This is a genomic window from Sphingomonas sp. SRS2, from assembly GCF_000971055.1.
In the GTDB taxonomy this organism is placed as follows: Bacteria; Pseudomonadota; Alphaproteobacteria; order Sphingomonadales; family Sphingomonadaceae; genus Rhizorhabdus.
On the sequence record NZ_LARW01000106.1, the window covers coordinates 1 to 11,489 of the forward strand.

10 protein-coding genes and 2 pseudogenes are annotated in these 11,489 nt (G+C 66.3%); 3 read left to right on the top strand and 9 right to left on the bottom strand.

Annotated elements, in window-relative coordinates; genetic code table 11:
* Positions 1-111: pseudogene (locus tag WP12_RS25910) on the top strand (IS5/IS1182 family transposase); the annotation flags it as partial.
* 13 nt (positions 112-124) lie between these two features.
* Here the strand turns inward: WP12_RS25910 and WP12_RS15810 are convergent.
* From WP12_RS15810 to WP12_RS15840, 7 genes are all read right to left on the bottom strand, one after another.
* Entirely contained in the window at positions 125-1,435 is a 1,311-nt protein-coding gene (locus WP12_RS15810; RefSeq protein ID WP_046194651.1) for a methyl-accepting chemotaxis protein, read from the bottom strand.
* Between the two features lie 95 nt (positions 1,436-1,530).
* Complete coding sequence (locus WP12_RS15815; protein ID WP_443027884.1) at positions 1,531-2,154, bottom strand: septation protein A; 624 nt, start codon at positions 2,152-2,154, stop codon at positions 1,531-1,533.
* Positions 2,151-3,083, bottom strand: a complete 933-nt coding sequence (gene ftsY / locus WP12_RS15820) for a signal recognition particle-docking protein FtsY (protein ID WP_046194653.1) — start codon at positions 3,081-3,083, stop codon at positions 2,151-2,153. Before ftsY ends, WP12_RS15815 begins: the two co-directional genes overlap by 4 nt.
* On the bottom strand, positions 3,080-4,333 hold the full coding sequence (gene mtaB / locus WP12_RS15825) for a tRNA (N(6)-L-threonylcarbamoyladenosine(37)-C(2))-methylthiotransferase MtaB (protein ID WP_046194654.1): 1,254 nt from the start codon (positions 4,331-4,333) through the stop codon (positions 3,080-3,082). The genes ftsY and mtaB overlap by 4 nt, the downstream gene beginning before the upstream one ends.
* Positions 4,330-5,136 carry a diaminopimelate epimerase gene (dapF, locus tag WP12_RS15830; RefSeq protein ID WP_046194655.1) on the bottom strand — a complete coding sequence of 269 codons (807 nt, stop codon included), beginning with the start codon at positions 5,134-5,136 and terminating at the stop codon, positions 4,330-4,332. Before dapF ends, mtaB begins: the two co-directional genes overlap by 4 nt.
* 62 nt (positions 5,137-5,198) lie before the next feature.
* Positions 5,199-6,842 (bottom strand): putative bifunctional diguanylate cyclase/phosphodiesterase, encoded by a 1,644-nt coding sequence (locus WP12_RS15835; RefSeq protein WP_046194656.1) that lies wholly within the window; start codon positions 6,840-6,842, stop codon positions 5,199-5,201.
* 126 nt (positions 6,843-6,968) lie between these two features.
* Complete coding sequence (locus tag WP12_RS15840; RefSeq protein WP_046194659.1) at positions 6,969-7,211, bottom strand: DUF2171 domain-containing protein; 243 nt, start codon at positions 7,209-7,211, stop codon at positions 6,969-6,971.
* Positions 7,212-7,413: 202 nt separating this feature from the next.
* On the opposite strand from WP12_RS15840, the gene WP12_RS15845 reads away from it, so the two are divergent.
* Positions 7,414-9,009, top strand: coding sequence for an isocitrate lyase (locus WP12_RS15845; RefSeq protein ID WP_046194657.1), 1,596 nt, complete (start codon positions 7,414-7,416; stop codon positions 9,007-9,009).
* A 177-nt stretch (positions 9,010-9,186) separates the two neighbouring features.
* Here WP12_RS15845 and ygfZ read toward each other — a convergent pair whose 3' ends face one another.
* Positions 9,187-9,849: a CAF17-like 4Fe-4S cluster assembly/insertion protein YgfZ gene (gene ygfZ, locus WP12_RS15850; RefSeq protein ID WP_046194660.1), complete on the bottom strand. Its 663-nt coding sequence runs from the start codon at positions 9,847-9,849 to the stop codon at positions 9,187-9,189.
* A gap of 169 nt (positions 9,850-10,018) precedes the next feature.
* On the opposite strand from ygfZ, the gene WP12_RS15855 reads away from it, so the two are divergent.
* Positions 10,019-11,365: a dihydroorotase gene (locus WP12_RS15855; protein WP_046194658.1), complete on the top strand. Its 1,347-nt coding sequence runs from the start codon at positions 10,019-10,021 to the stop codon at positions 11,363-11,365.
* Positions 11,366-11,378: 13 nt separating this feature from the next.
* Here WP12_RS15855 and WP12_RS25915 read toward each other — a convergent pair.
* Positions 11,379-11,489, bottom strand: a pseudogene (locus WP12_RS25915) (IS5/IS1182 family transposase); the annotation flags it as partial.

An 11,489-nucleotide genomic window follows, 5' to 3' on the forward strand; every position in this document is an offset into this window, starting at 1 on the left:
TTCTTCTGCAAACTCAAAGAGTTCAAGCGCATCGCCATGCGCGCCTGCAAAACCGATCTAAGCTTCTCCGCAATGATCTACCTCGCCGCAGCCGTCATCAACTCGCGATGAATCCCCACAACCCCTAGGCCGCCTCGATATCCTTCAGAAATCGATCGAACCGCTGCTGGAGACGATCGGCGCCGCCGCTCAAAGATCGGGCGATGCCGATCATCGCTTCCGAACCGGCGGCCGCATCGCTCGCGGTGGCGCTGATCTCGGCGGCCTCGGCGCAGATATGGTCGTTGGCGTCGGCGGCGTCGCGCACCTTCGTGCTGATCCACTGGCTCGCGGCGCCGTTGCGCGCCACCGCCTCGTCGATCGAGGACGCAAGCCCATCGAGTACGGCGACGGCCGCCTCGATTCCCGCCTGACCGGCGGCCACGCTGCCGACGCCGTTGCGGACACCAAGGATGCGGCGGCCGATCTGGCCCGCCGCGTCGCGGGTCTGCTGGGCGAGCGCCTTCACCTCGGACGCGACCACGGCGAAGCCGCGGCCCGCCTCTCCCGCGCGCGCCGCCTCGATCGTCGCGTTGAGCGCAAGCAGATTGATCCGCCGCGCGATCTGATCGATCGCTTCGACGACCTCGCCGATCTCCGTCGTGGCTTCGCTCAGCTGTCGCGCGCGCTGGCCGCCATCCTCGATCAGCGCGCCGACGCGGACGGTCGAGGCGCGCGCCTCGGCAACCTCGCGGCCAAGGATTTCAAGCTCGCCGGCGAGCTGGTGCCCCTGCGCCGCGATCTCACCGACATTCCCGGCGGCTTGGGCCGCGGCCGCCATTACCGACAGGCCTTTCGCACCCGCCTCACCCGCCCGCGCGCTCATGTCGAGCGCCGCGCCCTGGAGCTGGGCCGAAGCCCCCGCTATCTCGCGCGACATCTGCGCCGCCTCTGTCCGGATGACATCCGACGCCTCGGTGATCCGGCGCAGCCGCGCGGCGCGGCGCGCGCCCAGAACCGCTTCGCGATCGGCGGCCATGCGCAGCAGGGTGCGGCCGTTGAACGCGCCGACGAAGCGGCCATTACGGGTCACGATCAGCGCGTCATGCCCATCGCCTTCGGATATCAGCGCGAAGAAGTGGCCGAGCCCGGCATCGATGTCGGCGACCGGCACCTGGCTGACGAACTCGTCAAGGCGGCGATAAAGGCTGTCATTCTGAAGCAGGGCATGGCCGAAGGGGTTGAGCAGCACCTTGCGCATCTCGCGCTCCAGCACCGCGCCGACCGGTCGGCCGTCGGCATCGACCACCGGCAGCGCCTCCAGATCGGGACAGGCGCGAAAGCGCGCGACCACGTCGCGAGGCTCGGCGGCGGCGCCGATCGCCTCGGTCGACAGAGCGGCGCGCAACGCATCCTCCTGCGGTCGGTCGGCGGCAATCGCGAAATGGCTGGTCATGTCAGGCTCCCTCGCGGAGAGACCTAGAGCCCGATGGTAAAGGCGAGGTAAGCCGGGCGTGACACTATTGTGAAAGTTCGATGAAATTCAGCGCTTTATCCCTGCGGCGGCAGGGCGGCGTCCTCGGCCTTCTCGGCATTGAGGCCATGTTTCATAAGCATCGGCATGTTGGCGATCGCGAACAGGATCGTCGCCGGCATCGCACCCCATAATTTATAGCCCAGCCAGAATTCCATGCTGGTCGAGCGCCACACTGCCTCGTTCGCCAGCGCCATCGCGACGAAGAACAGCGCCCAGTTGCGGGTCAGCTTCGTCCAGCCGGCATCGGTGAGGCCCGGATAGGCATTGCCCAGCACCAGCTTCAGCGTCGGCCGGCCGGTCCACAGTCCGAGGCCCAGGATCGACGCGACCATCAGATAATAGACGGTCGGCTTCATCTTGATGAAGGTCGCGTCGTGCAACCAGACGGTGAGCCCGCCGAAGATCAGCACCATCGCACCGGAGAACCACAGCATGGCCGAGACCTTACCGCTGGTGATCCACGAGGTGACGATCGCGGTCAGCGTGGCGACCATGAAGATGCCGGTCGACAGCACGATGTTCTTGGTGAACCAATAGGCCGCCAGATAGATGAGCAACGGCCCGAGATCGATCGCCAGCCGCATCGCTGGGCCGGGCTCACGGGCCTTGTCCGATTTCAACGCAACATCACCCATTATTTCGCAATCCTCTCCAGGCCCGCGATCGCGCGGGCCACTTCGGCGGGGTCGAAGGGCTTTAGGTCGTCGACCCCTTCGCCCAGCCCGATCGCATGGACCGGCATGCCATAGCGTTCGGCGGCCGCGACCAGCACGCCGCCGCGCGCGGTACCGTCGAGCTTGGTCATGATCAGGCCGGTCACGCCCGCCGTCTCCTTGAATATCTCGATCTGGCTTAACCCATTCTGTCCGGTCGTCGCGTCGAGCACCAGCAGGACGTCGTGGGGCGCCGCCGGGTTGAGCCGGCCGAGCACCTTCCGGATCTTCGCCAGCTCGTCCATCAGGCCAGTCTTGTTCTGCAGACGACCGGCGGTATCGACGATCAGCACGTCGATGCCCTTCGCGGTGCCCTGCTTCACGCCTTCATAGACCAGCCCGGCCGCGTCGCCGCCCTCCTCGCCGGTGATGATCGGTACGTCGACCCGCTCGGCCCAGACCTTGAGCTGGCCGATCGCGGCGGCGCGGAAGGTGTCGCCCGCGACCAGCATCACCGCATAGTCCTGCTCCTTGAGCATATGCGCGAGCTTGGCGATGGTGGTGGTCTTGCCCGACCCGTTCACCCCGATCACCAGGATCACCTGCGGACGCGGGAAGGCCTCGATCTCCAACGGTTTGGCGACGGGGGCGAGAACCTTCTCGATCTCCTGCGCGACGATCTCACGCACGGCCCGTTCGTCGAGCCCCTTCTCGAACATCTCTCCTTCGAGCCGCGCGCGGATGCGCCCCGCCGTGACGGGGCCGAGGTCCGACGCGATCAGCGCCTCCTCGATCTCGTCGAGGGTCTGCGCATCGAGCGCGGCCTTGCCGAACAGTCCGGTCAGATTCTCGCCGAGCTTGTCGGATGTCTTGCGGAAACCGCCGAATAATTTGTCGCGCCAGGTTTCGCTCATGCCGTAGCAGCCATTCCCTTCAGGCCATCGCCGTCGATGCCGGTTATTGTCGTGCTGACGATCCGCCCGGGCTCGGGCAAGATGCCTTCGAAACGCACATGCGCGAAATTGGCCGCATGGCCGCCGCCGCCGCGCTCGGCAAGCACCTCCTGCCGGGTGCCGATCAGCATGCCGAGCCACGCCGCGCGTCGTGCGCCCGCGCGTTCGCGCAGGTCGGCGGCGCGGCGGCGGATCGTCGTCCGGTCGAGCTGCGGCATGCGCGCCGCCGGAGTTCCGGCGCGCGGCGAATAGGGGAAGATATGCCCGAAGACGATGTCGCAATCGTCGATCAGCGCGGCGCTGTTCGCCGCCATCGCCTCGTCTTCGGTCGGGAAGCCGGCGATCAGGTCCGCGCCGATCGCGATATCCGGCCGCGCCGCCTTCAGCCGCGCGACCATCGCCACTGCGTCGGCGCGGCTGTGGCGGCGTTTCATTCGCTTGAGGATCATGTCGTCGCCGGCCTGCAGCGACAGATGGAGGTGCGGCATGATCCGGGCCTCCTGGGTCAGCAGTGCGAACAGCCGGTCGTCAATCTCGACCGAGTCGAGTGACGACAGGCGCAGCCGCCGCAGCGCGGGGACATGCGCCAATATGCGCTCGACCAGCATGCCCAGCGTGGGCGCGCCGGGCAGGTCGGGGCCGTAGCTGGTCAGGTCGACCCCGGTCAGCACCACCTCTTCATGGCCCTGGTCGATCAACCCCCTGATGCGGTCGATCACGACCCCGGCGGGCACCGACCGGCTGTTGCCGCGGCCATAGGGGATCACGCAGAAGGTGCAGCGGTGATCGCAGCCATTCTGCACCTCGACAAAGGCGCGGGCATGATCGGTGAAGGCCGCCGCCATATGTGGCGCGGTCTCGCGCACGCTCATGATGTCCGACACATGGATGTCGGCGCGCTCGCCGGACACGAAGCCGAACAGGTCTGCGCGCGTCTTGTCGGCATTGCCGATCACGCGCGCCACCTCGGGCATCGCCGCGAAGGTCTGGGGCTCGGTCTGCGCTGCGCAGCCGGTGACGACGATCCGCGCGCCGGGGCGGCGGCGGGCCGCCTGGCGGATCGCCTTGCGCGCCTGCTTGACCGCCTCGGCCGTCACCGCGCAGCTGTTGACGATGATTAGATCGTCGGCGTCGCCCGCCAGATCGCGCATCGCCTCGCTCTCGGCGATATTGAGCCGGCACCCCAGGGTGATCATCTCGGGTCCGCTCATCCGAAGCTGCTCAGCTCCGCATCCGCCGTGAAGACATGGGTGGCGGGGCCGCTCATGCTGATCCGCTCGCCCGGCGCCCAGCCGATCACCAGCGGACCGCCGGGCAGCGTCACCGTGACAGGCGAGTCGACCAGCGCGGCGCGGATCGCCGACACCGCGGTCGCGCAAGCGCCGGTGCCGCAGGCATCGGTCAGCCCGACGCCGCGCTCCCACACGCGCAGGCGGATGTTCGCGCGATCGTCGACGGTCGCGACATTGACGTTCACGCGGGCCGGGAACAGCGGATCGGTCTCGATCAACGGCCCGATCCTGTCGAGTTCGACCGCGTCGGCGTCGCGCACGAAAAAGATGACATGCGGGTTGCCGACATTGACGGCCATCGGCGCGGTGAGATCCTCCCAGCCGACCGGCATCGACCGTGTGTCCATCGCATAAGCGAGCGGGATCGCGTCCCAGTCGAAGCGCGGAGCCTCCAGTTCGACCGTCACGAGGTCGCCCGCGCTGGTTCCGCCGAGCATCCCACCGAGCGATTCGATCGTTGCGCTGCCGCCCAGCAGGCTGACGACGCAGCGCGTGGCGTTGCCGCAGGCTTCGACCTCGCCGCCATCGGCGTTGAATATCCGCATCCGTACGTCGGCCACGGTCGATGGTTCGAGCAGGACGAGCTGGTCGCAACCGATACCGGTCTTGCGGTCGGCCATCGCCCGCGCCCGCGCCTCGGTCATCTCAACCGGCTGCTCGCGCGCATCGATCACGACGAAGTCGTTGCCGAGACCATGCATCTTGTGAAAACGGACCATCATCGCCCGCGCGACTTAGGGATTTGGGGGTTGGAAGTCCACTATCCTCCCGTCCCCGAGGCGGATCAGGCCCGCTTTCTCCGCCCCTGCCGGATCGACACCGTCTCGCCCGCCACCGCGCTTGGGCTGGCGGCGATCAGCAGGCCGCGTTCGGCGAGCAGAGCGCGGGTCGTCCGGGCGGGCACCGGCCGGCCGAAATGCCAGCCCTGTCCGGTCGCGCAGCCCAGCGTCTTGAGCAGTGCGAGGATTTCCTCATTCTCGATCCCCTCGGCCATCGCGGTGATACCAAGGCTGTCGGCAAGCGAGACGATCATCCGCACCAGCGCGGCGGCGTCGGGATCGCTCGCCATCCGCATCACGAAGCTGCGGTCGATCTTGATCCGGTCGAGCGGCAGCGCACGCAGGTGGGTCAGGCTCGAATAGCCGGTGCCAAAATCGTCGAGCGCGACGCGGATGCCCTGGCTCTTGAGACTGGAGATGATCGCGCTGGCAAAGCCGAGATTCTCGAACAGCGCTTCCTCTGTGATCTCGATCTCGAGCCGCTGGGCGGGGAAGTTCATCTCGGTCAGCAGCTTGACGATCTTCTGGGCGAGCCAGGGATCGCGCATCTGTGCCGGGCTGATGTTGACGCCGAGCAGCAGCCTCGGGTCCCAATGCCGTGCCTCTTCGATGGCGGTGCGCATCACCGACATCGACAGCTCGCCGATCAGGCCCGATTCCTCGGCCACCGGGATGAACAGCGCCGGCTCGATCACGCCATGGTCGGGATGCTCCCAGCGGGCGAGCAGCTCGAAACCGATCAGTTCGCCATTGGTCAGGTCGATCTGCTGCTCGAACCACGGGACGATCTGTCCGCTCGGAATGCCGGCGCGCAGGCCGAGTTCGACCTCGTTGCGCAGTTCCAGTTCGCGCTCCATGCTCGCGTCGAACCACAGCCGCTGGTTCCGCCCCGCGCGCTTGGCGGCGTAGAGCGCGATGTCCGAGCGGCGCATCAGCGTATCGATCGTGCGGCACCCCGCCTCGGTGCGGGCGATGCCCATCGACGCGCCGATACGCGCCTCGACCCCGCCGACCAGAAAAGGCTCGGCCATGCGCGCTATAATCGCGTCGGCGACAGCGTCGACCGTGCCGGGGTGGGCCGGATCGAAAGGGAAAGCGCAGGCGAACTCGTCGCCGCCGAGCCGCGCCGCGACGGCGGACGGGGGCAGCGGCGCGGTGATCGCGGCGGAAGCTGCGCGCAACAGCTGGTCTCCGGCGATATGGCCGTGCAGATCGTTGACCGACTTGAAATGGTCGAGATCGATCAGGAACATCGCCACGGAGCGATCATGGCGCAGGGCGGCCTCGATCAGCCGCGCGCCGCTGTCGCCCAATGCGCGGCGGTTGAGCAGGCCAGTCAGGGGATCGCAGGTCGCCAGTTCGCTGGCGCGCGCCTCGGCGGCGCGGCGTAGCGCCACTTCCTGCTTGAGCGCGCGGAAGCGGCGCCAGCCGAGCAGCGAGAGCGCGACATTGAGCAGCAGCACCGACACGAGCAGATTGTCGCTGATCGACAGGCCGCCGTTGAGCGAACGGTAGACCGATTTGGCCACCGTCCAGCCCGAGGCGATCACCAGGAGCGTCGCCGCGATGCTGATTCCGGCGGTGAGCAGATCGCGCCGATCATGGGGCGTGCCCGTGGAGGCGCCCTCCGTGATCGTCCTGCCCTCCATTGCCTTCTCCGTTCAGCGAGCGGGCAATCTAGGCGGGCGAGGTTGCCAACTGTTTAATGGGCAACCTCACGCAATCGATATCCAGCCGAATTCTCGGCGACTCCGATATAATATCGGCGAAACCGGTCAGGCTTCTTCCTCCAGCGTTACCGCGACATCGGCATTGGCCGAAAGCCGGACCGTTTCGCCCTCGACAGCGGCGACGAGGCCGCCCGAGATATAATGATGATGCCCCTTATGCTGGCCTTGGCCCGAATCGGCCTTGATCAATTTGATACGGTCGCCATCGACATGATCGACCGTGCCAACATGCGCGCCATCGGCGCCGATTACTTCCATATGCTCGCGGATGTTCGACAGGTCGGCCATGCTCATTCTCCATCTATGAAGCTGTGCAGGCCGAACGCCTGAAGGGCGAAGAAGCCGCACCATCTTTTGTAAATATCTTACAAGTTTTCACGAAGCGGAATGGCGTGGCTGACCGCTCGACCTTCTTTTCCTGCGCCACAGGGCTGACTCCATCGCACTTTCGCGCTTTGACCCGGTCAGATTTCGTCAAGTCGAGGAACGCATGAGCTATCAAGATCATATCGGTCAGACCAATAAGCTGATCCGCAGCTATAACGGCACCTGGGATGGCATCGACGCCGAGTCGGTCGCGCGCATGCGTTTGCAGAATCGCTTCCAGACCGGTCTCGACATCGCGCGCTACACCGCCGCCATCATGCGCCGCGACATGGCCGCCTATGACGCCGACCCCGCCAATTACACCCAGTCGCTCGGCTGCTGGCACGGCTTCATCGGCCAGCAGAAGATGATCTCGATCAAGAAGCATTTCGGATCGACCAAGCGCCGCTACCTCTATCTGTCGGGCTGGATGGTCGCCGCGTTGCGTTCCGATTTCGGCCCACTGCCCGACCAGTCGATGCACGAGAAGACGAGCGTGCCCGCGCTGATCGAGGAGCTTTACACCTTCCTGCGTCAGGCCGACGCCCGCGAGCTGGGCATGATGTTCCGCGAGCTCGACAAGGCGCGCGAGAGCGGCAATCAGGTCGAGGAGCAGCGCCTCACCCATGCGATCGACAATTATGAGACGCATGTCGTTCCGATCATCGCCGACATCGACGCCGGCTTCGGCAATGCCGAGGCGACCTATCTACTCGCCAAGAAGATGATCGAAGCCGGCGCCTGCGCGCTGCAGATCGAGAATCAGGTGTCCGACGAAAAGCAGTGCGGCCATCAGGACGGCAAGGTCACCGTGCCGCACGAGGACTTCCTCGCCAAGGTTCGCGCCTGCCGCTACGCCTTCCTCGAACTCGGTGTTGAAGACGGCATCATCGTCACCCGCACCGACTCGCTGGGCGCGGGCCTCACCAAGCAGATCGCCTTCTCGAAGGAGCCGGGCGATCTCGGTGACCAGTATAACGCCTTCCTCGACTGCGACGAAGTGACCGACCTCAACAGCATCAACGGCGACGTGATCATCAACCGCGACGGCAAGCTGATGAAGCCGAAGCGCCTGCCGTCGAACCTGTACCAGTTTCGCGAAGGCACTGGCGCCGACCGTTGCGTGCTCGACTGCATCACCTCGCTTCAGCACGGCGCCGACCTGTTGTGGATCGAGACCGAGAAGCCGCATATCGAGCAGATCGCTTCGATGGTCGACAAGATCCGCGAGGTGATTCCCAACGCCAAGCTGGTCTACAACAATTCGCCGTCGTTCAACTGGACGCTGAACTTCCGCCAGCAGGTGTTCGACGCCTGGGCCGAAGCCGGCAAGGACGTGTCGGCCTATGACCGCGCCCGGCTGATGAGCGTCGATTACGACGCAACCGACCTTGCGATCGAAGCCGATGAGAAGATCCGCACCTTCCAGCGCGACGCCGCGAAGCGCGCCGGCATCTTCCATCACCTGATCACGCTGCCGACCTATCACACCGCGGCGCTGTCGACCGACAATCTCGCCAAGGAATATTTCGGCGACGCCGGCATGCTTGGCTACGTCCTCGGCGTGCAGCGCCAGGAGATTCGCCAGGGCATCGCCTGCGTGAAGCACCAGAATATGTCGGGTTCCGACATCGGCGACGACCATAAGGAATATTTCGCGGGCGAAGCCGCGCTCAAGGCCGGCGGCGCCCACAACACGATGAACCAGTTCGCGGCATAAGCGCACGGTTCAAGGTCTTCGGGAGAGGACGAGAAGGCCCGGGGCGAAAGCTCCGGGCCTTTGTCTTGGTGGAGAATAACGTCGCCCCGGCGGAGGCCGGGGCCGCGAGAGACGGCGCGACCAGCGAGACGCAAGAGACGCTGGCGGCCCCGGCCTCCGCCGGGGCGACGAGATTATCTACCCCGCCAGCCCTTCGCACATCCAGTCGGGCACCAGCGCGTCGCCGAGCTTGTCGACCGAACGGCGCTCGACGCTGCCGTCGGGAAGCACCACCAGCCGCCGATTGACCTTGTTGCGCCAGTTCATCCGCGCGGTGTTCTCCTGCCCGACATAGCAGCCTTTGGTGAAGCTGACCCCGTGGAGGAGGTCGGCATTGCATTCGAGCCAGAGATTCTTGTCCGAGCCCAGTTCCGCGACCCCTTCGGGCACGCCGAGCCCCAGCCGGTGCTCGCGCCAGCCGTCCACCGCGCCGTCGGCGGGGGCGATCCAGCGGCGGCCGAGTGCCGGCAGGCGCGGGTCGGGCACGCCCTCCGCACCGTCCTTAGCCCAATGCACCGCCAGCGCGGGCTCGCGCGCGATCACGATCGGCTTGCGTAGCCGGTAGAGCATCAGCCGCCGCGCCAATGCTTCGGCCTGTTCCGTCTCGCAGTCTATCAGCAGGTCGTCGCCGTCCGCCCACACGAGGAACTCGAACAGCGCCTTGCCCTGCGGAGTCAGCAGCCCCGCCCAGACCGGCAGCGGCCCGGCAACGTCATTGGTGACAAGCCCTTGGAGGAAATCGCGCACGCCGTCGCCGGAGAGACGGATCAGCGCGCGGTCGGTTAGGGTGGTATCGGTCATGGCATGAAGGTAGGAAGCACGCGACGAAAAGGGAAGCGCGGCTCCGCGCCATCCTGTTTTCTCGTCGCCCCGGCGGAGGCCGGGGCCGCCATCGGCTCGCGCGGCGACGCCATGGCAGAAGACGCCAGCGGCCCCGGCCTCCGCCGGGGCGACGATATTGGAAAGCGCCATGGCCCAGACCTACGACCTGATCCTCAAGAACGGCACCGTTTGGACCGTCGGCGGTCCCGTGAAGACCGATATAGGCGTGCGCGACGGCAAGATCGCCGGGATCAGCGGCGCCACCGCCCTCGGGGGCGACGCGGGCGAGACGATCGACTGCACCGGGCTCGATGTCCTGCCCGGGGTGATCGACAGCCAGGTCCATTTTCGGGAGCCGGGGCTTGAGGCCAAGGAGGATCTCGAATCCGGCAGCCGCGCGGCGGTGCTCGGCGGGGTGACGGCGGTGTTCGAGATGCCGAACACCAAGCCCAACACGGACTCGGCGGAGGCGGTGCTCGACAAGCTGGCGCGCGCGAAGAACCGGATGTGGTGCGATCATGCCTTTTACGTCGGCGCGACCGCCGCCAATGCCGAGCGGCTTGGCGAGCTCGAGCAGATTCCAGGGACGGCGGGCGTCAAGATCTTCATGGGGGCCTCGACCGGCGACCTGCTCGTCGCCGAGGACGAGAATCTCGCGCGGGTATTGCGGTCGGGCAAGCGCCGCGTGGCGATCCATGCCGAGGACGAGGAGCGGATGATCGCGCGACAGGGCGAGCGTATCGAGGGCGATCCTTCGAGCCACCCGGTGTGGCGCGACGACGAGAGCGCACTGCTCGCCACCCGCCGTATTCTCAAGATCGCGCGCGATACCGGTCGCAGAATCCACATCCTCCACATCACCACCCCGGCCGAACTCGCGCTGATCGCGCAGAACAAGGACATCGCGACCTGCGAAGTGACCCCCCAGCATCTGACGCTCGCGGGCGAGGACGCCTATCCGCGCCTCGGCACCTATGCCCAGATGAACCCGCCGATCCGGTCGGGCGCGCACCGCGACGGGCTGTGGGACTATCTGCGTCAGGGGGTACCCGACGTGCTCGGGTCGGATCATGCGCCGCATACGATCGAGGAGAAGGCGAAGACCTATCCGGCCTCGCCCAGCGGCATGCCCGGCGTCCAGACGCTGCTGCCGCTGATGCTCAACCATGTCGCCGAGGGGCGGCTGACCCTCCAGCATCTGATCGAACTGACCTCCGCCGGGCCGCAGCGCGTCTTCGGGCTGCGCAACAAGGGCCGCATCGCGCTCGGCTATGACGCCGATTTCACGATCGTCGACCTGAAGGCACGCTGGACGATCGAGTCGAGCTGGCTCGCCTCGCGCTGCGGCTGGTCGCCCTTCACCGACATGCAGCTGACCGGCAAGCCGATCGGCACGATCGTCCGCGGCAATCGGGTGATGTGGGACGGCTCACTGGCGCACGCCGCGATCGGCGCGCCGATCAGTTTCGATAGCGCGCCGATGGCGGCCGCCTAGGGGTTGTGGGGATTCATCGCGAGTTGATGACGGCTGCGGCGAGGTAGATCATTGCGGAGAAGCTTAGATCGGTTTTGCAGGCGCGCATGGCGATGCGCTTGAACTCTTTGAGTTTGCAGAAGAA